The organism is Microcystis sp. CS-574 (genome assembly GCF_028329095.1).
GTDB lineage: Bacteria > Cyanobacteriota > Cyanobacteriia > Cyanobacteriales > Microcystaceae > Microcystis > Microcystis ichthyoblabe_A.
The window spans coordinates 1-20330 of sequence record NZ_JAQMSY010000216.1 but is presented as its reverse complement, the minus strand read 5'-3'; the positions used below and the strand labels follow the sequence as shown (position 1 = coordinate 20330).

At 42.9% G+C, this 20330-nt stretch carries 18 protein-coding genes and 2 pseudogenes; 7 read left to right on the top strand and 13 right to left on the bottom strand.

Annotated features, from left to right (window positions below):
* Window positions 1–14 precede the first annotated feature (14 nt).
* A complete protein-coding gene (locus PN470_RS17555) occupies window positions 15–3677 on the bottom strand; it encodes a WD40 repeat domain-containing protein (RefSeq protein ID WP_272104870.1) in 3663 nt (1220 codons plus the stop codon).
* 187 nt (window positions 3678–3864) lie between these two features.
* Between PN470_RS17555 and PN470_RS17550 the strand changes: the two genes are divergently transcribed.
* Window positions 3865–5247: a hypothetical protein gene (locus PN470_RS17550; RefSeq protein WP_271936808.1), complete on the top strand. Its 1383-nt coding sequence runs from the start codon at window positions 3865–3867 to the stop codon at window positions 5245–5247.
* A 113-nt stretch (window positions 5248–5360) separates the two neighbouring features.
* Here the strand turns inward: PN470_RS17550 and PN470_RS17545 are convergent.
* Both PN470_RS17545 and PN470_RS17540 read right to left on the bottom strand, forming a co-directional pair.
* A pseudogene (locus tag PN470_RS17545) lies at window positions 5361–5525 on the bottom strand (YidH family protein); the annotation flags it as partial.
* A 71-nt stretch (window positions 5526–5596) separates the two neighbouring features.
* Complete coding sequence (locus tag PN470_RS17540; protein ID WP_103113261.1) at window positions 5597–6403, bottom strand: prohibitin family protein; 807 nt, start codon at window positions 6401–6403, stop codon at window positions 5597–5599.
* Window positions 6404–7182: 779 nt separating this feature from the next.
* On the opposite strand from PN470_RS17540, the gene PN470_RS17535 reads away from it, so the two are divergent.
* The 4 genes from PN470_RS17535 to PN470_RS17520 are packed head-to-tail and all read left to right on the top strand — an operon-like array spanning window position 7183 to window position 11642.
* Window positions 7183–8481 (top strand): O-acetylhomoserine aminocarboxypropyltransferase/cysteine synthase family protein, encoded by a 1299-nt coding sequence (locus PN470_RS17535; RefSeq protein ID WP_002779083.1) that lies wholly within the window; start codon window positions 7183–7185, stop codon window positions 8479–8481.
* Between the two features lie 15 nt (window positions 8482–8496).
* Entirely contained in the window at window positions 8497–9588 is a 1092-nt protein-coding gene (metX, locus tag PN470_RS17530) for a homoserine O-acetyltransferase MetX (RefSeq protein WP_271936805.1), read from the top strand.
* Window positions 9589–9639: 51 nt separating this feature from the next.
* On the top strand, window positions 9640–11058 hold the full coding sequence (locus PN470_RS17525) for an AAA family ATPase (protein WP_272104869.1): 1419 nt from the start codon (window positions 9640–9642) through the stop codon (window positions 11056–11058).
* Complete coding sequence (locus PN470_RS17520) at window positions 11055–11642, top strand: hypothetical protein (RefSeq protein ID WP_103113264.1); 588 nt, start codon at window positions 11055–11057, stop codon at window positions 11640–11642. Before PN470_RS17525 ends, PN470_RS17520 begins: the two co-directional genes overlap by 4 nt.
* Window positions 11643–11655: 13 nt before the next feature.
* Here PN470_RS17520 and PN470_RS17515 read toward each other — a convergent pair whose 3' ends face one another.
* From PN470_RS17515 to cysK, 10 genes and pseudogenes are all read right to left on the bottom strand, one after another.
* Window positions 11656–11868 carry a DUF6887 family protein gene (locus tag PN470_RS17515; protein WP_016516220.1) on the bottom strand — a complete coding sequence of 71 codons (213 nt, stop codon included), beginning with the start codon at window positions 11866–11868 and terminating at the stop codon, window positions 11656–11658.
* Window positions 11865–12038 (bottom strand): DUF6888 family protein, encoded by a 174-nt coding sequence (locus PN470_RS22410; RefSeq protein ID WP_373276090.1) that lies wholly within the window; start codon window positions 12036–12038, stop codon window positions 11865–11867. The genes PN470_RS17515 and PN470_RS22410 overlap by 4 nt, the downstream gene beginning before the upstream one ends.
* A 73-nt stretch (window positions 12039–12111) precedes the next feature.
* On the bottom strand, window positions 12112–12819 hold the full coding sequence (locus PN470_RS17510; protein WP_272104877.1) for an MBL fold metallo-hydrolase: 708 nt from the start codon (window positions 12817–12819) through the stop codon (window positions 12112–12114).
* A gap of 963 nt (window positions 12820–13782) precedes the next feature.
* A pseudogene (locus PN470_RS17505) lies at window positions 13783–14262 on the bottom strand (FAD/NAD(P)-binding protein); the annotation flags it as partial.
* A 196-nt stretch (window positions 14263–14458) separates the two neighbouring features.
* Window positions 14459–15097, bottom strand: coding sequence for a cadmium resistance transporter (locus PN470_RS17500; protein WP_271936800.1), 639 nt, complete (start codon window positions 15095–15097; stop codon window positions 14459–14461).
* A gap of 30 nt (window positions 15098–15127) precedes the next feature.
* Entirely contained in the window at window positions 15128–15703 is a 576-nt protein-coding gene (locus PN470_RS17495; RefSeq protein ID WP_272104868.1) for a Crp/Fnr family transcriptional regulator, read from the bottom strand.
* A gap of 151 nt (window positions 15704–15854) precedes the next feature.
* Window positions 15855–16529: a hypothetical protein gene (locus tag PN470_RS17490; RefSeq protein WP_271936796.1), complete on the bottom strand. Its 675-nt coding sequence runs from the start codon at window positions 16527–16529 to the stop codon at window positions 15855–15857.
* 217 nt (window positions 16530–16746) lie between these two features.
* The gene (locus PN470_RS17485) at window positions 16747–17283 is read right to left on the bottom strand and encodes an MgtC/SapB family protein (RefSeq protein ID WP_002793801.1); all 537 of its coding nucleotides are present in this window, start codon (window positions 17281–17283) and stop codon (window positions 16747–16749) included.
* Window positions 17284–17359: 76 nt separating this feature from the next.
* On the bottom strand, window positions 17360–17494 hold the full coding sequence (locus PN470_RS17480; protein ID WP_271936793.1) for a hypothetical protein: 135 nt from the start codon (window positions 17492–17494) through the stop codon (window positions 17360–17362).
* 15 nt (window positions 17495–17509) lie between these two features.
* Window positions 17510–18457: a cysteine synthase A gene (gene cysK / locus PN470_RS17475; protein ID WP_110543475.1), complete on the bottom strand. Its 948-nt coding sequence runs from the start codon at window positions 18455–18457 to the stop codon at window positions 17510–17512.
* A gap of 669 nt (window positions 18458–19126) precedes the next feature.
* Between cysK and PN470_RS17470 the strand changes: the two genes are divergently transcribed.
* Together PN470_RS17470 and cpcA are read left to right on the top strand one after the other, a co-directional pair.
* On the top strand, window positions 19127–19645 hold the full coding sequence (locus PN470_RS17470) for a phycocyanin subunit beta (RefSeq protein WP_002733930.1): 519 nt from the start codon (window positions 19127–19129) through the stop codon (window positions 19643–19645).
* A 55-nt stretch (window positions 19646–19700) separates the two neighbouring features.
* A complete protein-coding gene (gene cpcA / locus PN470_RS17465) occupies window positions 19701–20192 on the top strand; it encodes a phycocyanin subunit alpha (RefSeq protein WP_002732914.1) in 492 nt (163 codons plus the stop codon).
* Window positions 20193–20330 lie beyond the last annotated feature (138 nt).

The following is a 20330-nucleotide window of genomic DNA, read 5'->3' as shown; positions in this document are numbered from 1 at the left end:
TCTATCTAATGGGATTATTTCCGTACATATTTACTACAGGTTTTAGCCACTTCTGACTCTGAGCGGCTAGGATTAGAATGGTAGTCAACGAGCCAGTCACAACCACTTTTTAATAATTCGTGTAAGGGTTGCACTGAAAATACTTCAATTTTACCCTTATCCCCCTCGACGACAACAGATCTTCCATCGGGACTGAAACTAAATTTATTAACCTTAACAAAATCGCTGGTGAATTCAGCGATTTTTTGCCGCTTAGAATAATCCCATATCTTAATAACTCGATCATCACCCACCGTAGCTAAGTACGAGCGAGCCGAACTCAGCCAGCTTGATGGATTCTCGTTAAATTGACCAAAGCCGATATCTATAATACCTTTTTCGTATTCAGTATCGAGCGGCTCAATGCTTCGACCAGATCGATCAAATAAGTAAATCTTACTCTTTTCGGTTGCCGCTATGGCGATATCCCCGTTCTCATTGATATCCAAACCGCTAACACCTCCCGAGTAGTCATAGTTATGCGCTTCCAATGGCACTTCTTTCGGATCATTCTCAGATATATTCCAGAGCTTTACACTGTCACTTCCTACAGAAACAAACTGTTGACCATCTGGACTGAAGCTCATGAACTTTACTTCTCCCCCATTAGGATTAGGCATCGGTTCGCCTTCAGTGGGCTTTTTTTTATAATTCCAAAACATTACCGCACCTTGTTTATTACCTGTAGCAATAATCTTTTTAGAAGGATGAATGGCAATACTTGTAATATTATCCTGTCCAGTAGATATCGAGATGGGATTTTGTACTACTCCTTCTAAATTCAAGAAATCAATAACTCCATCTTTATTGACAGAAACAATTTGCCGATCGCTTTCTGGTGTAAAACCAATTGCTATAGATGGGGATACTTTCTCCTCATCTTTGAAGGGAATTTCCCTTCCTTTGATAGACCATAATTGAACGTTGCCCTTTTCGTCTAAAGTAACAATGGATAGTGTCTTAGGATCATTTGAATTATTGTCAGAACGCAAGGTTAAGTTTTTAAGCGATACCCCCCCAGTTGAGAAAGGTGTAGATTTTGAAGAAAAATCCCATAGACGAGCTTGATTTTCTTGGGCGACTGTAATTAGTTTATTAGTTTTAAGATTAAAACTGGCGTTTTCAATTTCCTTGTCTTTAGCTTTTTGCTTTGAGGCATAACCTTTTAAAGCAATTTCTTTGAATATTTCTGGTTGTGATTCATTTTTCAAATTAATTCCAAGAAGTTTGAGTAAATCTTTATTTTCATAAACAGCAAATAAGTTGTCTTCAAAAAAATCAACCTTCGTGTATGGATTCTTGTCAGGTTCTTTGTAAATATCCCAACCGTTTAGGTAATTAAGAGAGTTATTTTCTTGCCAGTTCCAAAGCGTAATTTTTCCATTTTTTTCTGCTGTAGCGAGCTTGGTACCCTTTGAATTAAAGCTGATGTCAAAAGGAACTCTTTGTCCGAGTTCTTTTAATATAAGACTTTTTCCTTCTAAAGTTTTTAGCTCTATCGATCCTTTTGTTCCTGCAATCGCAATCGCAATTGTTTGATCTCGTAAATTTAAACTATATACATTCCCATTAGTATCGAAATCTTGTTCTTTATTGCCTGTTTCCAAGTTCCATAGGCACACTTTATCACCACCACCAGTAACTAGGTACTTACCATCTTCAGAGAAACTAAGACTACGGATGCCCTGAGTATCTCGATGACATTTTTTAGTTAGGTCGGAAATCAATGTCAAGTCAGGAATTTGCAAGATTTTTACAGATCCGTTTTCTCCACCAACTGCTAGTTGTTTTCCATCAGGATTAAATTCTAGACTTATAATTTCTTTTGAATTATTATAGTCTCCTCTAAATTTTCCCGATAATTCCCAGAGTCGAATTTTATTATCCTTTCCACCAGTAGCAATTAAATCACCCACTGGACTAAAACTGACCGCTTTCATTAGGTCTTGAATATTCGGATCGGGGGTAATTCGGTTTTTTTCATGAATTTGAGTAACGATAGTTTGTAGGGCTAATAGAGGAGAGGATGGCAGATTTTCTCTAAGTAGGGGTATGTTATTAAATCGGCTATTATAAATTTGATCCCCTGATGTTATTGCCTTTTCTAAGGCTTCTATTTCTTGATTTTCAAAATTCTTTAAAGCTTCCATTCCTGCATTTTGCATTTGATTTACATAGATGTAGAAAGTTAATCCAATAAAAAAAATCAATCCTATAGCCACAAATCCTGCAAAAGATAGCATTCTTCTCCTATTCCAAAAAAATAGAAAATTTCTAATTCTTTCACGCCAACTTTCTGGTATTCTGGGTACTACACGTGATAATAAAAAACCGCAAATGCTTGACCAGCGACTCTCGAAAAAAGACAAGACTAATATCGCAAAATCAGCCAATATTTTCAGCCATGATTCAGGCGAATTTTGGGATTCAGGCGAATTTTGGGGTTCAGTCTGATTCGGGGGTTCAGTCGAATTTTGGGATTCAGTCTGATTCGGGGGTTCAGTCAGATTCGGTTTTTCAGGCAGATTTGGGGCAGAGGCGATAAAGTCTTGAAGAAAGATTTCGTAGATTCGATTGTGAATCTTTATCTCATTATTTTCTCTGACCAATAGACCTAAATTAATTAGTTCTTGTTGTTCTGGAGTCCGACGATAAGTGTCTCTGCCTCCTCTTTGTAAAATTTCCTGACAGATATTGACGTACTGACCGTTTCTATTTAGCATCTCACGAATATTGCTCAGATGCCCCGAAATTTTTTGTCCTCCTAATATACGTTTTGTGGCAATATTTTCAATACAGCTTTGCGCTGTGTCTTCCGAAATACTAGGTAATGTAAAATTATCAGTCTTAAAAAATAATTTTAAAAATTCATGAGTCAGTAGTGGTTGTCCATGCGTCCAATCCAGTATTTTTTGGAGTGCTGTTTCCAAATTTTTCAGTTTCTTAACTTTGTCTGAATAATGTGCCAATCCCTGCCCTTGTCTTAAGTCCTCAAGTGTAAAATCGCCGATACTTATCTGGGTGGATGGGTTGAAAATAAGTTCATATTGGCGATTATCATTTAAGGTGAGAGACTTCTTCTCGCCAAAGAATGCAAAGGTGATTTTCTGAAAGTTCCGATAGTTTTGGTTTTTAGCACGTTTGGGATCACGTTGCTCGTAGCAATGGAGTAGTGTTTGTAAAAAGTGCTGGGAAAATGTGGGAAAATAAGATCTTTCATTCAAAAGAAACTCTAGTTCATCGATAAAAATAACAATTTTGTCATCTTGAACTTTTTCTAATAAAATGTTTTCGATAAAATATATTAAAAGCTCCGCACCAGGTTGCAAAGAAGAATGTCTAAAGGCTTGATAATCTGTATCTTGCAATAAACAATCACCATTCTGGGTCGTGAACTGTGTCGCTAGATCGTGAATGAATTCCCAATATAACTCTGTAGAAATGCTAGTTCTAGGGTTATCTTGCTGATTTCTGGACATCCGAAGACTTACGCACTTAACTCCATCATTTTTAAGACGCGAGCGCGTTCTTTCTAGTAAAAAACTTTTTCCAGTTTTTGGAGGACTTAAAACAAGACAATCATCTCCATGCGATAACCTATCATAGAGATCTCGATCTGCTGGCCGCTCTATATACATATCCGTTATCTTTCCCCTTCAACCAATCTATCTCGAAATTAACTGCACACCTATACTTGACATATTATAGTGCTATTATTACAACACGGGGGATTGTAAAAAAAGTTAACTCCTTCTCATCCTGCCAATTTCGTCGAATCCGTCCTAGGATAGGAGAGAAGGTAGCAGTAGTTCACGAGGAGATCGAATGGTGCGCGCTCGATGGTTAGTAATAACAATAGTCACTTGTTTAGGAATTGTATCTTGCAATACAGCAGAAAAGCCTTTTTCGTGCATACCTACCCCGATCGAAAAGACGGATACTCGCTCAACCCCTCTAGGCATCTCGATTCAAGTGGATGGATCTAGCTCAATGTTGGGCTACGTTAGCGATGCTGGTAGCCTCTATGTGCAAACCCTAAAACTGCTCGACGAGACCCTATCTTTAGTCAGTAAAACTCCTGTTCAATACTATCGTTCGGGAAATGCGCTCACCCGTAGTGATTTTAGAAAAGCCCAACTTCCCACCTTTTATAATGGTACAGATTTTCCCGATGTTTCCGCTCCTATTCAAAATCTAATTGTCGAACCAGGGACAAAAAATTCCCTACAGGTTATCGTTACTGATCTCGATCAAGCATCGGGAGATGTGACACTTCTCACGAGAAAAATTCAAGAAACTTATTTAAACTCAAAGCATCCTGAATACGCCGTAGCGATTTGGGCGATTCAAAGCGAATTTGAAGGAACCGTCTATGTGCAAGAGCAAAACAGGATCAAAAAATTTCCCTTTCCCAACGAGAAATCTAGCAATAAATTTCGTCCATTTTATGTAGTTTTTATTGGTCGTCACAACGACATAACTCAATATTTTGCCAGCTTAAAAGAACGCCAAGAGAACATTTTAGCCAATAGCAAAATTGCTATTTTTTCACCCAATCATCTTGTAAAGGAACCATTTTTGTTAGATCGAGAAATTGAAGAAAAACCCGCCGAAGAAAAAGCAGTTTTAGGAGAATGGAATCTATCATTAAATGGCTTTAGAGTTCAAGCTAAAGACCAGAATAATCAACTCTGGAAAATACCGCAAACTTCTACAGATGCGATTGAGATTTCCGATAGTGTTTCCCTTGATACGAGCGAGCATACGGTGGCGATCGATGTCCGTTCGATCGAACCCTTACAAAGCATCGAGGTTCCCAATAAATTCTCGAACACATTTCAAAACTCAAAAGAAGTTTTAAAAGATGATTCCAATTTACAAAAAGCGATCAAGATATCCAAATGGAATCTCGATTCCCCAGCAGGACAAGCTCCCCGAAAGCTAAATTTTGTCACCACGATCCACCCCGATAAGTTTCCCGAACCAGGAATTTACCTCTTCATGATCGATCTCGTCGCCAAGAATCTACAGGAACAACCTTGGTGGGAAGAGTGGAACTGGCAAATCGGCCGGGATAATCAACAAGATGGCTCGAAAACGAATAATTTACTCCCTTTTCTTCGAGGCCTAAAAACGATCACGGCCAACCTCATGGCCGAAAATCCCCCGAAAATCGGCCGATTCTGTTACGCGATCGAGAAAAATTAGGGTTTCATCACCAGGCCCTAGTAGTCGGTAAAGTTGAAATTGACGGATACAAGTGGGTTAATTTGCTTATTTTACTCCTCCCATTATCCATAATTATTGCTTTGACAGACCTCTAGGGCCGTAGAAGATGCCGTTCGTAAACGCAAAATGACCAGACCAAAACCCATCAAAGCGATCGAGGCACGCATCCAAGACAGATAGGTGCGTTCGTTGGCCGAATGATCTCGCCAGTAATCGGGGTTAAATTTCTGCTTTGTCTTTCGGGATTTAAACAGCATAGAGGAGTTCCTCGCAGTGAAGTTCAATAAAATCAAGTATTCTTTCTTATGGTTTTAATAAATTGTTTTTATCATCTAGTTTTTCGCTTATCTTTAACCAATTCAAGGGACTTAAGCAGATTATCATCCATAAATAGGGGAAGTTTACCGTCCCATCTTTCGATCGCTTTGTTCTGTAAAACTTCTGGACTTAAGGAATCTTGGAGAATGCGATGAGCTTCCGCCTCTCCTTTAGCCAGATTGATTTTCACTTCCGATTCTTTCAGAGCTTTCAGCACCATAAAACCGGCTTTTTTGGCTTCCTGTTCGGCAATTTGTTTGGCTTCCACCGCATCGGTAAAGCGATCGGAAAAATTGACATGAACCAAAGAAATATCATCGACACCGATATGATAATTTTTCAGTCTTTCGCTCAAACGAATATCTACTTCTCCTTTCACCTCCTCCCGTTTAGTAATTAATTCTTCGGCGGTATATTTAGCCATAACTGCCTTAAGAATTTCCTCCACTGCTGGATCGATCACTCGTTCGATGACAGCCGCTTCATCGCCAATTTGTTGAAAAATAGTATTAACTTCTGATGCTAAAATATGCCAATTCAGGGCTACATCTGTAAATACTTCCTGTAGGTCTTTGGAGGAAGCTTCGGCCGCTATCTGTTGTTTTTGGATTCTCACACTTAGTTTTTTTACCGTGTTAACAACGGGAATAATCCCGTGAATACCCTCATTAAGTATTTTCTCCTGTACTTGACCAAAAACCATTAAAACCCCTCTTTCTCCCGCATTGACAATCACGAAAGGATTAAAAATAATCGCCAAAATTAATAACAAAAAAAAGAGATTACTTGGTCTAGCTAAAAGGCGAATTTTGAGCATCTTAATTGAGAATAGAGATAGTTTATAGATAGATTTGCAAACAAATAAAATGGCTGATTTTATCTATTTTAATAATTCTAGCAACTAGAAAATGAAAGTAAGCTTGTTCTATATTATTTAAATGAATTCAGATTTATTCTCTTTATTTATTTCCATTATGGCTGGCAAAATATCGAGAAATACTTGTCTATTTGTAGTTATCATATTCGGCGATTAAATGTTTTATTAGTCATGAATTGCGATGATTATTTCGTTAGTTTTAGTCAGAAAGTGGCTCTCTTAGGTTTGGTGAGTAAAATGTATTTTAAGATACAGTCTTGTGGGCAAGTGAGTGAAACGAACCACAGAGACACAAAGGAGACAAAGACCGATCACTGCTATATAAGTTAAACTTATCACACAAAGAATAAGAGAGTCATAAAGTTGACCAAAAAAGCATTTATTTATCCAAGAAAGCGATCAAGATTATCCAGAAGCAATTATCACAAAATTCACTTTGTCTTAAATGATACATTCTCATTCCACCAGTCTAGCTGGTACTTTCTTGTGTAGCAATTACCCTAACACAATCTAGTTTCGGCATAAAAGATATTCTGTATACAGGATATCTCGATAAATTGACTGGCAGGCAGAAGGCAGAAATGGCTATGATAGAAAAATACAGTAAGCGAATAAGCCTACTGTACCCATTCCATCCCCTAATGAGGTAATTTAATCACCCTTTTTCCTCGATCGCACAAATCGAGGAATTTCCCCTTTATTTTCCTCCCCGATCGCCTATGTCTGACCGTTACCGTTTCGAGACGCTGCAAGTACACGCTGGCCAGGAACCTGCCCCCGGAACTAACGCCCGCGCCGTTCCCATCTATCAAACCACCTCCTACGTTTTCAACGATGCCGACCACGGGGCGCGACTGTTTGCCCTAGAAGAGTTCGGTAACATCTACACCAGGATCATGAACCCGACCACCGATGTCTTCGAGAAGCGGATCGCCGCTTTAGAAGGAGGTGCAGCAGCCCTGGCCACCTCTAGCGGTCAGGCGGCGCAATTTCTAGCGATCGCTAATATTGCCGGTGCGGGGGATAATATCGTTTCCACTAGCTACCTCTACGGCGGAACCTATAATCAGTTCAAAGTCTCCTTACCGCGTTTAGGAATAAATGTCAAGTTCGTCGATGGCGATGAGGCCGAGGCTTTTCGAGCGGCGATCGATGATCACACTAAAGCCTTATACGTCGAGACGATCGGCAATCCCCGATTTAATATTCCCGATTTTGCCGCCCTGGCCCATATCGCCCACAAGAACGGCATTCCCCTGATCGTCGATAATACCTTCGGCTGCGGCGGCTATCTCTGTCGCCCGATCGAACAGGGGGCCGATATCGTGGTGCAATCGGCCACCAAATGGATCGGCGGTCACGGCACTTCCATCGGCGGAGTAATCGTCGATTCGGGTAAATTCGACTGGGGAAACGGCAAATTTCCCCAGTTTACCGAACCCGCGCCGGGTTATCACGGGTTGAATTTCTATGAGGTATTCGGACCGTCGGGCCCTTTGGGCAATATCGCCTTTATTATCCGGGCGCGGGTGGAGGGATTGCGGGACTTCGGACCCGCCTTGAGTCCGTTTAACGCATTTTTACTGCTACAGGGATTGGAAACCCTCTCCCTACGGGTCGATCGTCATGTATCCAACGCCTTGGCCTTGGCGAACTGGCTCAAAGAACAGCCACAGGTGCAATGGGTGGACTATCCCGGATTACCGGAACATCCTTACCACGAACGGGCGAAGAAGTACCTAAAACACGGCTTCGGCGGGGTTTTAGCCTTCGGGATTCGGGGCGGTTTCGAGGCCGGGCGGAATTTTATCAACCGGGTGAAACTGGCCAGTCATCTCGCCAATGTGGGCGACGCAAAAACCCTCGTTATCCATCCCGCCTCCACGACTCACCAGCAGTTAAACGAGGAAGAACAGCGATCGGCGGGAGTAACGCCCGAATTAATCCGCGTTTCCGTGGGTTTGGAACATATTGACGATATTATCGAGGATTTCCAGCAAACTTTCCAGAGTTTATAACCAACCACCCTGCCCATGGATCGCCTAGACTTGATCTCCCCGGAAACCCGTTTCTATTCCCCACCGCGTCCTTTTGTTCTCGAATCGGGGGCGGTTCTCGAAAGGGTGCGGATCGCCTATCGAACCTGGGGAATTTTGAATAACAAGCGGGATAACGGGGTTATTGTCTGTCATGCCTTCACGGGATCGGCCGACGTAGAAGCTTGGTGGGAACCTTTGTTAGGAACCGGACGCGTTCTCGATCCGACCCGCGATTTTATTGTCTGTAGCAATATTCTCGGCAGTTGCTACGGGACAACCGGCCCCACTTCGATCGATCCCCGTACCGGTAAACCCTACGGTCCGACTTTCCCGGAGATCACCATTCGGGATCTGGTTCACCTACAACGGCTGTTGGTGGACGCATTGGGGATCGAGTCTTTGCGGTTGGTGATCGGGGGTTCCTTGGGAGGGATGCAGGTTTTGGAATGGGCGCTACTGTACCCAGAGAGGACGCGATCGATCGCTGTGATTGCCGCTTCGGGACGACATTCGGCCTGGTGTATCGCGCTGGGAGAAGCTCAAAGGGGAGCGATCTATGCCGATCCCCATTGGCAAGGGGGAAATTATGCGCTCGATCGCCCTCCGGCCCGGGGTTTATCGGCAGCCCGGATGATGGCGATGACTACCTACCGATCGCACGCCAGTTTTGAGGAACGTTTCGGCCGGGAGTACGGGGAGGGGGGAGAGTTCACGATCGCCCGCTATTTAGAATATCAGGGAAAAAAGTTAGTCGAACGTTTTGACGCTAATGCTTATATCACCTTAAGTAGGGCGATGGATCGTCATGATGTCACCCGGACGGGAAAAAGTTACGAATCGGTTTTACAGTCGATTCAACAACCGACGGCAATCGTGGCGATCGATTCTGATCTTCTTTATCCTCCCGTAGAACAAGAGGAGTTGGCGAAATATATCCCCAATTCTGAATTATTCTGGTTGCGATCGCCGCACGGTCACGACGCATTTTTAATGGATGGCGATATGGATGCGTTGAATGATCTTCTCGTGACTTTTGGGAATGGGTGGGAAATGGGAAATGGTCGCGGGTTGGGGATGGTGGGGTAGAGAGCGCTTGCGGTACTATGGTCTATAGCCGGATAGAGAGCGCACGCATCTATGCAAAAAATTGTCATTAAAAATTTCGGAGCGATCGAGTACGCTGAAATCGAGATCAAAAAGGTTCTAGTTTTAATCGGTGAACAGGCAAGCGGCAAGAGTACGATCGCTAAATTGATTTATTTTTTTAAATCATTAAAAGAAAATCTAAAATCTGAAAGTTTTTTATTCGCCCAAGAAAAAATACCTAAATATACAGATATTGATACTTATTTTAGAGAATTTATAAAAAGAAAATTTTATGATTTTTTTGGTTCTACGCTCAATTTTTTGAATTTTGAGGTTAGATTTTATTATAGTTTTCAAAAAAATAAATATATACAATTGAATCTTGATTTAAATAAAAATTTATGCTTAATATTTAGCGAAAATTTTTTAGATGAACAGTTCAAAAACGGTTTTGCAGATTATATTAATTTGTCCAAAAAAAATATTGATAACTCCGAAAAACCATATATCAAAATAGATAATTTGACCCAGTATAGTTTATCCTATCAATATCTATCAAAGTTATTGAATAATTTATTTGAAAACGAGCAAGAAGATTTACTATTTATAATTGCTGGAAGAAATGCAACGGTAACTTATTCTGACTTATTTGAGAAATATTTATTTGCAAGTATTAAAATTGATTTAAAAGAAAATAGTAAAAAATATTTTGCTAACAAACTGCAAATGATAGATGAATTTTTAATGCTACAATTTATAGAGAAAGTGGAACTTATTAAACAAGTTTTTAGAAAATTTTCTGGCTTTGATGGATTAATTAACTATCAGGCAAATAAAAAAGGAATTGAGTATTTAAGAGTGATAAAAAATAAAATAGATTTAATATTAAAAGGTGAATACTTAATTGGCAATTCTGAAGAAAAGATTATATTTAACAAAAACGAGCGATATTCTATTGATCTTCGTAATGCTTCATCTGGTCAGCAGGAATGTATTAGAATTTTACAGGACATCTTTTTAAATATTATTTATGGTTCGATAATTTTGAGAATTATAGAGGAACCAGAAGCGCATTTATTTCCAGTTGCCCAAAAACATTTAATTGAATTATTAGCGATAATGGTTAATCGGAATGAAGATAATCAATTAATTATCACTACCCACAGTCCTTATATTTTATCAGTTTTTAATAATTTACTATTCGCCAAAAGAGTTGTTGAAAAAAATCCATCGGCACAGTCTGAAGTGTCGGAAATAATACCAGAAGATTACTGGTTGAATGCGGCTGAATTTTCCGCGTACTCTCTAGGAAATCAATCTTTAGATGAGGAGGCTAATTATTGTGAATCTATTTTTGATAGTAACACGGGATTGATCGCTCAGAATTATCTAGATACCGTATCCGAAATGATGGGAGGTGAATTTAACGCTCTATATAATATTCACGCTAGAACCTTCAAAAGAAAATGACAGAGTTTGACGAAATCAAAAGCTATCTATCCCAAAAAATAGACAAACTCGATCAATTTATACAAATCGAGGAGAGAGAGGAGTTTCTAATTATCGACTACAATGGTCAGTCTTTTATCATTATCGATATTCCCGTGAATTCGACTTGTACTATTAACTTGAACGATGAGGACATTTTAATTAACGATTTCGACGACACTAAAACATTCAAGGTTAGCGATAATACAATAATTGGCTTTATCCCTATTGATGGCAGAAAAGGTCTTTTAGGATTTGGAACTTCCCATTGTGATTGTGTATTTTTCGATAAAAGTGATTTCTGCTTTGTCGAATTCAAATTCAATGCAAACAGCCTCAAAAAAGTTACTAAAAATCGTTGTCAAGCGATCAATCAATTAAGCAACACGATCAGTTATTTCGACGCAAGGCTGGACAAAAACTATCTAGACTTGAATCTAGAGGCGTATGTCTGTACACCCGAATTTTATCCTAGAGATGATGCGACTTGGAAATCTCTAGCGATCGAGTTTCTAGAAAATTACGGGATCGCGCTTTTCGAGAGTAATCATAAAATCTGTAAATAATAGCGCATCGGCTTTATATTTTCTGTTGTTTATTGCGACGATTTTTGGTCACGAGATCGGGAAAATGACTTAAATCCTCGATCGAATGCGGTGCGGGATAAATTTCTCCCGGTTCGGCCGTCACCCGATCAAGATAAATTTGAAAGGCCCTCTCGTCCTCTCTATGTTCGAGAATATAGGCTCGCAATTCTTCGCGACTCATCGATTCAAACTCGCGTTTTATCATACATACCTCCAATCGCCATTTTTAAAAATAATAATTTCTTGCTCTTCCCCAGCGAGAAAAAAGATATTTCCCGTTCTTTCGTCAATCCGAACAATATTAACGGGCAAATACATCTTCGTTGCCCAATAACTTAAAATAAAACAGGTTAGCTGTTGCGCGGCAGTAGGAATGGGCTTGTACTCCTCCAGTGTTTCGTTATCCAGTGTAGCGCAGGACCGACGGGGCGATCAATCGCTTGCCCGTTTATATCTGATAATCCATGACGAAAACCACCTTACCACCCCGTGCGTTGGCACTTAAGGCCGCGGTCATCTTCTTGGGGTAGGGTAGATTGAGATTATTCATTAACTGAATAAAATCCTCGCGATTGCGGCCGGCGAAACGGGGATTCCAGCGCTTTTCCTCACCGATCGAGGAGACCGTTCTTCCCAGATAATCGTGACAGGGGTAAACTAGCGTATCGTCGGGGAGGGTGAATAACTTCTCCGTTACCGTCTTGTATAGCACTTCCGGCGAACCGTTCTGAAAATCGGTACGACCGCAACCGCGAATTAAGAGTGCATCCCCCGTTAATAGGCGTTTTTCATCGATGAGATAGGCTATATGACTATCGGTGTGGCCCGGAGTAGCGATCGCTTTTAGCCGCTGACCTGCCACGGTCCAGAGGTCGCCATCGCGTACATAACCATCGATATCGCTCACTTCGGCGTTTTCGGGAACGAGGATCGAACAGTTGGTTAACTCCCGTAAGCGGTGCGCTCCGGTGATATGGTCGGCGTGGACATGGGTTTCCATCGTGTAGCCTAGAGTTAACCCCAACTGCCAAAGAATCTGCCGATCGCGATCAACCTGTTCGAGAACCGGATCGATTAAAATTGCCTCCCCCGTACCCGAATCAGCGATCAGATAGGTGTAGGTACTCGATTCCCTATCAAAAAGCTGGCGAAAAATCGGCGCTGCCGGCCGGAATGCGATCGAGTAGGCCGTGGGGAGAGAAATTCTCTCTTTCAGAGATCGCAACAAATCCCGGGCCAGTTCGGCCGCCTGTAAACGCAGTTCGGGAATGGCGGTGGTTTCCCAGAGATCGCCTTTGCGGGGATTTCCCAAGGTGTACAGCGTGTTCGATGCCGTACCGTCTGGCCTGAGAATCGCCCCGTTGTCCGCAGTTTCGATACCACAATTCAAAGGATGGGGACGGATTAACCCCCGTTGGCGAAGATGAACGACGAGGGGATCGGTTATGGTCCTGTAATCGTTACTCGCGCCGGTACAGTTAATAATTCGATCGACGGTTAGGTTTAACAGGTTTCCCGTTCCCCGTTGACGGATAGTAACCTCTACACAGCCGTTTTTATCCTCGGCAGTTTCAATTCTTCCCCCATGATAGGTTAATTGTCCCGATTCTACAGCCTCATCGAGGATACTGGCGATCTCGTCGGCGAGGCGATGGCGAAGAACCTCCCAATAGGCTTTCAGGTGGCGTAGAAATCTGGCGCGTTCCCCTATCGGCAGACAATGCCATAGACCTTGAGATATCGGACGTAAGGCGTTTAAAACGGCCCGCCAGTCGTGACCTTGACTCTCGGCGGTTTTTACCTCGGCGCGAATTCGCCCTAGGAGTCCCCGGGTGGTCTGGGGCGCGGTTTCGAGGGTGAGGAACGGGGGATAGGGATCGGTGGGTCGGTGCGATCGAGGGATCAGGCCATGACGGGAAACTGCGTGGATTTTGCCCGTGAATCCCCTTTGTGCCAGGGAAACCACCATATCCACCATCGTTAACCCCGTACCGACGAGCAGAATCGTCCCATCGGGTTTTAGCTCGGGGAGTGTGTCCGTCTCCCAAGCGTCGCGGAGATAGAGGGAATTGAGAGACGCGAGGGGTTGGGGAACCGTTGCGGGAAAATTGCCCAGCGCCAGAACTACTTTAGCGGCGCTGATTTTCTTGCCCCCTTTGAGGGTAATCGTTGCCTTTTCCCCGTCGAGTACCAGATCGATCGCCGCATCGGTAAATGTCTCCAGACGGTGATCGGCAATGGCGTTGTTCCGCGCTTCTTCTAGGATCGATCGGATGTATTTGCCGTACACTAGACGCGGTACGAAGCTGGCCGGCTCGATCGATCGATAGCCGTTATCCGCTAACCAGTGGAGGAAATGTTCGGGATCGTCCTCGAAGGCGCTCATTTTGCCCGCAGGAATATTGAGCAGGTGGCCGCTGTCTCGCGTTCCGTAGGCGATCCCCGTACCGAGGGGTTTTCGGCGCTCGATCAGGGCGATCGATAATGGAGTCCCTGTGTCGCGTAACAGGTTCGCTGTCACGAGGGAACCACTAAATCCTCCCCCGATAATGGCGATGTCGAAAGTTGCAGAAAATTGATTCCGGTCAATGTAGCTCATAGATAACTATCGGGGAGGGAATTAGGGGTATGGTAAGGGTTAAAGAGTTAGTATTACTTGGTCTAAGTAAGTAGTTATAATTAAATTGAAGATAGATTTTGTCTCTGATCCCCCCTGCCCCCCTTGATAAGGGGGGTGTCTGACAACTTTTAACACCTACCTACTTAGCTGAAAGATAATTTTTAGGCATTCTTGGTTAATAGGTTAAAAATAAACGATAGGATCGGCTGTCAACTAATATATAAATCCCTAGAAAAATATAGATAAAAGGACTAATTTTATGTCCGTAGTTTGTAACCACTTTAGCTATCCTGGGATGGGTAATCAAAAAATAGGCTAGGGCGCACCAAATCCCCATCATGAGATAAAAAATTATCATGATAATTAAGACGTGCATCGGGGAATTATTGGCAAAAAGAGAGGTATAGATACCAATATTATCACCGCCATTAGCCACGGTCACGGCAGCAACGTAATAGGTTTGGGAGGGAAAACGAGGAAAAAAGGAGCGATTTTTAGAATAATTAACATCTTCTCTTACTTCTTGAATATAATCCTCATTTTCCCTTGACAAAAGTTGTTTAATGCCGATAATTAGAGGGATAAATCCTAATAGACCAATCCATTCTTTAGAAACCAGTAACCCAAATAGTAAACCGAGGGAACTAGCTAGGAGAATCAGGGTAAAACCGAGGTATTGACCAATAATCAGGTGTCGAGGTCGAAAATTAGCATTAAGTCGCGAGAAAAACAACATTAGCACCATCAGATCATCAAGATTTGTGGCTACAAAACTCGTCATGCTAGTAATTAAAAGGGCTACTAACCAATTCATAGATTGAAAAAAGGGATAATCCTTCCCATTCTAAATCTCGTAGTGCCAGATGTCCTCCTCTCGTAAAAGAAGACGATGGACAGGAAGACGTTCCACGGCCCCTTGTTGTTCAAGATGATTAAGTGCGCGGGTAATTGTGACTCTAGTGGTTCCTAATAAGTCAGCGATATCCTGATGAGTTAGACGCACATCAATTAATTGTCCGGTACCGGTTTGTTTACCAAATTGATTGCCTAACCATGACAGTAATTTCAAGACCATAACATCAGTACGTTTGTAGCTACGAATAATACTTAGTTCTTGTGCTTGCTGAAGATGAGACAGCAGAATTTCTGCCATTTGATAACTCTCAACTGTGGAAAAGGAAACTGCTTGTACAGGAGTGATGCACTCAACTTGATAGGGATTGACTCTCTCTAGGGTTTTGCCAACAAAATTGCCAGGTCCCCACAATCCCAAGACGATCAGGGTTCCATCTTCTAACCAGGTGGAGGTTTTCACGACTCCACTCTCGATTTTCCAGAAATTAGGGTTTCTAAGGGGCAAAATCGCCCGATTATCAAAGTGCCAGCGATGGGGGGTTGATGGTTGATAGGTAAGCGTCATGATTGGTAAGTAGTCGTGCAAAATTAATTTTGTAGTCGAGACTCCGAGACAGGAGACGGGAGACAGCTATTAGGGATCGGATTTGATAATTTTGGGGTAAAAACGATAATTACCCCAAAAAAGACTGATTTTATGCCCTTGCAAGCCCTATTTATTTCGGGGTGCTAGTCTTCTCCAGTTCCGTGGTGGCCGAGGAGATCAGTTCTTGCCAAGCTCGATCGCTTTCCTGTAGAGTCTGTTTAACCGCGTCGATGGTCTTTTCTACGCGAGTTTTCAGGAAAGGGGAAGCACTGTCTTTGAGTCGTTCGGTGTCGTCGGCTAAGATATCGATCGTCTCGGAGGTATTAACGAGGCTATTTTCTAGGGTAATAAGGTTGTTTTGCAGGGTTTCACTGAGTTTAGCGCCGGATTTGGTCAATTTTTTCGTCAATTTACTCACTTTTTCCCCTAGATCGTCAATATTATCCGCTAAGTCCTCTAGGTTGTCCTGTTGAGCTTCGATAATCTTCTTGTCGAGAGAAGGAGCGGCTAGTTGAGCCTTTAGGTCATCGATAGCCGATTTTGTCGCTTGGATGGCTTTTTCATAGGCAATTTGGGCATCTTCGAGAATTTTTGGGCTAGAAACCTCATTTTTTTTCTTGACTGGTTCCACCACAGTGCCACCCGTTGCTGTTGCACGGTCGATGACGGCCAACGGTTCGGGGAGTAGCGGCAAGGCGATCGCATTTCCTCTCCCGCCTAGGAGCAAAGTGACAGTTAAGAGGAAAATCAGCAGCTGGAAAACTTGATTTTTGAGGCTTTTAAAGCTCTTATTTCGGTTGATCATAGTTGGATTTTCTCCTGTTTAGAAAAATTAGTTACTCTATCTAAATGTTATCATACAAAATACTTGTATGTTATTTATATACAGAAAATTTTATAAAAAATTTATTATATTTTTTAAACGATAAATTTCAGATAAAATATAAACTTTTTGAGCCAAAAGCCATTACAGAAAAGCTTTTGCTCTTTTAATAAAAAATTAATTTTTATCGCTTTTTTTATTAATGAGACGCTGAATTATCCGATGAGTCTATTTCTTGATTGATCCGAGATATTTTCTTCCGACCTTTAATATATTTGGCTAAGGGTTGTTTTTTCTTCAGTCGTTTAATGCCACTGAGGGTGGAGAGAGTGAAAAAAGTTCCCACCAGAACCATCTGCCATAAACCGCAACCAGAAGCCGCGCCTAATCCTGCCGCTAACCAGATAGTCGCCGCCGAAGTCAAACCTTTCACTTGTACCTTATTTAGTTCCCGATGGGATTGTTGTAGGATGATGCCCGCCCCTAAAAAACCGACACCAGAAGCGACCCCTTGAATAGTGCGACTGAGAGCATTAGAAGAGGCATAACCCACATCTCCTTCCGCTTGTAGGGGAATCATCACGAACATGGCAGCCCCGAGACTAACGATGATAAAAGTTCTCAATCCAGCCGGACGACCGCCTCGCTGTCGGTTATAACCAATCAGACAGCCGACGGCCATAGCCATACTCAGCCGAAAAATAATCGTTTGCCAATCTTCCGAGTCAAAAAACATTGTTTAACCCATCAAATGAGATAAAAACTTCGCCTAACCAATCAAGTCCTTTTCCAGATGCCGCTTTAAATCGTTCCTATTCTCGATCCCAATCAATAATCCTAGTAAAGCCGGTGTTACAGGTGGAAGTGGAATAAATGGGAACCGTTACCCCACCATGGCTAGAGTCTGGTTCTTGCCCCCCATGAATTGCCCTCGTTGCAAATTCCATCGATTTATTGTCCTATTAGTCGATATCTTCGAGGTCTTTAAACAGGGCCGTGCTGAGGTAACGTTCCCCGAAACTAGGCTGAATCATGACGATTAATTTATCTTCGTTTTCGGGTCTTTTGCCCACTTGAATCGCCGCCCATAAAGCCGCCCCGGCCGAGATGCCCGATAGTAGTCCCTCCTGACGAGCTAACCGTCGCGCATAGGCGAAAGCCTCTGTATCATCGACGATAATCACCTCATCGATTAATTCTGGTCGGAAAATTGCCGGGATAAAACCGGCCCCGATGCCTTGGATTTTGTGCGGCCCCGGTGGTCCTCCCGATAAGACGGGACTATTAGAGGGTTCAACTGCGATCGCTTGAAATTGGGGACGACGGGGTTTAATGGTTTCGGCAATACCGGTAATGGTTCCCCCGGTTCCCACGCCACCGATAACGATATCTACCAGGCCGTCGGTATCGGCCCAGATTTCTTCGGCGGTGGTTTCTCGGTGAATTTTCGGGTTAGCCGGGTTGCGGAACTGTTGCAAACTATAGGCGTTGGGGGTGTTTTCGACTATTTCCTCGGCCCGGGCGATCGCTCCTTTCATGCCCTGGCTACCCGGGGTTAATTCTAATTGCGCCCCGTAAGCTTTTAACATTGCCCGTCGTTCTAAACTCATGGTTTCGGGCATAGTCAGGACTAAGCGATAGCCTTTGGCCGCCGCCACCATGGCCAAGGCGATGCCGGTATTGCCGGAAGTGGGTTCCACCAGAATTGTTTTATCGGGGTGAATTAGTCCGGCGGCTTCCGCGTCCTCCACCATACTGACCCCGATGCGATCTTTAACCGAGGCGGCGGGGTTCATACTTTCCAGTTTGACGACGATGCGGGCTTTTACTCCCTCTGCTACTGGGATTCGATTCAGTTGGACTAGGGGAGTCCTTCCTACCAATTGGGTGATGTCTCTTGCGATCGGCATAATCCCACTTGCTTTATACTTGTTGGCTATTTTTGATTATATATGTATTTTAAATGTTTTACAATTCTTTTTAGGTCGGAGTACACTGCGAAATGCTGGTGTTGGCACCTCTGACAACGTCGGCGGGGATTATCCCTGTCGATTTTTTTGCCTTGCTAGTTTTTTTTGGTATATCGAAGCACAATCGACAAAGTTGTCTTGGGAAATTTCCCTCAATTTAGTTAATTATTATTAGTATATGAAAGCACATTTCTTTAAATAACTTAAAGGAATTATTAGAGAGATGAAAAGAGCGATACTTTTTATTGGTATAGGGTTACACATTTAAGAAAGTTTTCTGAGATTTATCCTAAAAAATTATTTTTTTGCTGTTTTTTTAAGAAACAATTTTTAATAAATAAAGGTAGAAATATGGTCTATAAAATAATTCATGGCAAAAACGAAGTATGTCTGGAAGCGCCTATCAAGGCTAAATTCAATTTTAAAAAATTGTTCCTCGATATACAAAAAAATCTGGCCAAGGGAGAGTAAAACTTTTTTCAAGGACGATAGTATAGTCCCAAGAAAAAAACTCCTAGATACTTTATCGGAAAAAATAAAGAAAAGCCAGAGAAATCAACCTCGATATTTTGCCGAAACCAATCATCATTATAGGAGATGAAAACTATGGTGTTAGATGCCTTTGCCAAAGTCGTTTCTCAGGCCGATACCCGGGGGGAATACCTGAGCGAGAATCAAGTCAATGCCCTAATTGCCTTCGTCAAAGATGGTAATAAACGGGTCGATGTGGTCAATCGTCTTTCCAGTAATTCTTCTGCGATCGTTACCGATGCCGCGCGTAGTTTGTTTTCAGAACAGCCCGTTTTAGTTGCCCCCGGTGGCAACGCCTATACAAACCGTCGTGCGGCCGCCTGCTTGCGGGATTTGGAAATTATCCTGCGCTACGTTACCTATGCCACCTTCACCGGCGATGCCAGCATCCTCGATGATCGCGCCTTGAACGGTCTCCGGGAAACCTACGTCGCCCTGGGAGTTCCGGGAGCTTCTGTTGCGGCCGGAATTCTCAAGCTCAAAGACGCTTCCCTTGCCCTAGCGGCCGATCCCAACGGGATCACTCGTGGGGATTGCAGTTCTTTACTAGCAGAAGTCGCTTCTTACTTCGATCGAGCGGCGGCGGCAGTTTCCTGATGCTGTGACTTTCTTATCTCAATCCGATTAAACTTTTGTAGGAGCAATTCCATCGATGACCAAGACACCTTTAACCGAAGCGGTAGCTACTGCCGATTCCCAAGGCCGTTTTCTCAGCAGTGCTGAATTACAAGTAGCGTTCGGTCGTTTCCGTCAGGCCGCCATCACCCTAGAAGCGGTAAAAATCCTCGCCCAAAAGGCCCCCAGTTTAGCCCAAGAAGCAGCCAACGCTGTCTATCAAAAATTTCCCTACACCACCCAACTCCAGGGGCCCAACTATGCCTACGATGAGCGGGGGAAATCCAAGTGCGTTCGCGATATCGGCTACTATATCCGGATTATCACCTATGCCCTCGTGGTGGGGGGTACAGGCCCGATCGATGAATATCTGGTCGCCGGTTTGAGTGAAATTAATAGTGCTTTTGAGCTATCTCCTAGCTGGTATATCGAAGCCTTAAAATACATCAAAACCAATCACGGATTAAGTGGGGATGCTGCTGTAGAAGCTAATTCCTACATTGATTATGTGATCAACGCCCTTAGCTAATTTACGTCAACTTCACATCAAAATAAGCTCAAATCTCCTAAATTCACCTCGGGATGAGCGCCGAGGTTTTTTTGCGTCCGTCTAACTTAGGGCTTGCTGAAAAAGTTTTTCGGTGGTGGCAGGGTGTGGGGTGTGGGG

Excerpts from the sequence above, each read along its gene's own strand:
- PN470_RS17515 (WP_016516220.1), bottom strand. The coding sequence starts at position 11,868 with ATGATAAAACGCGAGTTTGAATCGATGAGTCGCGAAGAATTGCGAGCC.
- PN470_RS17500 (WP_271936800.1), bottom strand. The coding sequence starts at position 15,097 with ATGAATTGGTTAGTAGCCCTTTTAATTACTAGCATGACGAGTTTTGTA.
- cpcA (WP_002732914.1), top strand. The coding sequence starts at position 19,701 with ATGACCAAGACACCTTTAACCGAAGCGGTAGCTACTGCCGATTCCCAA.
- PN470_RS17485 (WP_002793801.1), bottom strand. The coding sequence starts at position 17,283 with ATGTTTTTTGACTCGGAAGATTGGCAAACGATTATTTTTCGGCTGAGT.
- PN470_RS17490 (WP_271936796.1), bottom strand. The coding sequence starts at position 16,529 with ATGATCAACCGAAATAAGAGCTTTAAAAGCCTCAAAAATCAAGTTTTC.
- PN470_RS17550 (WP_271936808.1), top strand. The coding sequence starts at position 3,865 with ATGGTGCGCGCTCGATGGTTAGTAATAACAATAGTCACTTGTTTAGGA.
- metX (WP_271936805.1), top strand. The coding sequence starts at position 8,497 with ATGGATCGCCTAGACTTGATCTCCCCGGAAACCCGTTTCTATTCCCCA.
- PN470_RS17480 (WP_271936793.1), bottom strand. The coding sequence starts at position 17,494 with ATGGAATTTGCAACGAGGGCAATTCATGGGGGGCAAGAACCAGACTCT.
- PN470_RS17520 (WP_103113264.1), top strand. The coding sequence starts at position 11,055 with ATGACAGAGTTTGACGAAATCAAAAGCTATCTATCCCAAAAAATAGAC.
- PN470_RS17495 (WP_272104868.1), bottom strand. The coding sequence starts at position 15,703 with ATGACGCTTACCTATCAACCATCAACCCCCCATCGCTGGCACTTTGAT.
- PN470_RS17555 (WP_272104870.1), bottom strand. The coding sequence starts at position 3,677 with ATGTATATAGAGCGGCCAGCAGATCGAGATCTCTATGATAGGTTATCG.
- cysK (WP_110543475.1), bottom strand. The coding sequence starts at position 18,457 with ATGCCGATCGCAAGAGACATCACCCAATTGGTAGGAAGGACTCCCCTA.
- PN470_RS17525 (WP_272104869.1), top strand. The coding sequence starts at position 9,640 with ATGCAAAAAATTGTCATTAAAAATTTCGGAGCGATCGAGTACGCTGAA.
- PN470_RS17540 (WP_103113261.1), bottom strand. The coding sequence starts at position 6,403 with ATGCTCAAAATTCGCCTTTTAGCTAGACCAAGTAATCTCTTTTTTTTG.
- PN470_RS17535 (WP_002779083.1), top strand. The coding sequence starts at position 7,183 with ATGTCTGACCGTTACCGTTTCGAGACGCTGCAAGTACACGCTGGCCAG.